Source organism: Flavobacterium maritimum (assembly GCF_040049085.1).
In the GTDB taxonomy this organism is placed as follows: Bacteria; Bacteroidota; Bacteroidia; order Flavobacteriales; family Flavobacteriaceae; genus Flavobacterium; species Flavobacterium maritimum.
Genome location: NZ_JBDLZY010000041.1, coordinates 1 through 552, shown reverse-complemented (window position 1 = coordinate 552; position 552 = coordinate 1). Strand labels below are relative to the sequence as shown.

At 33.7% G+C, this 552-nt stretch carries 1 pseudogene; it reads right to left on the bottom strand.

The annotated features are described in order from the left end of the window. Window positions 1–552 (bottom strand): annotated as a pseudogene (locus ABEB23_RS18195) (hypothetical protein); the annotation flags it as partial.

The following is a 552-nucleotide window of genomic DNA, read 5'->3' as shown; positions in this document are numbered from 1 at the left end:
GAGTAATACCTCATCTTGATTTATTGAAGTAGCTACAACTTTAATACCCGGGGAAATTTCACCTAACCATAGGTTAATTTGATTTCCTAAAGTCTTATCAACTGTTATTTTTTTAATTAAGGTGTCCTCCACAAAAGATTTTGGATGTAGAATATTGTCAAATGCCACTTCTTCATCATAATAGGTTTCGATAAAGTGTGCAGCATATTGGCCATTCATCCCTATGTTCCTGTTTTGAACTACTTCATTGTTGCTTTTGGGATAGGTAGATTCGGGTTGAATGCGATATGCATTGAGGTACTGAAATTGATTGGAAAATAAGCCAGTATGCTTTTCTGCATTCTTAACCAATGACTCATATTTGATTTCCGTTTCACCGTAAATATTTTTGTCCGCCTTTGGAGGTAAAACATCTTTTTCCATTTCATAAGCATAGTGAAAAGGAATGGTAATCTCTTCTCCAAGAGAAAGGTTAAAAATCAAATCTTCCTTTTTGGCATACTGATAAAAGGCATCTTTAGTATTCCCAATATTTACATATTTACCTTTTAG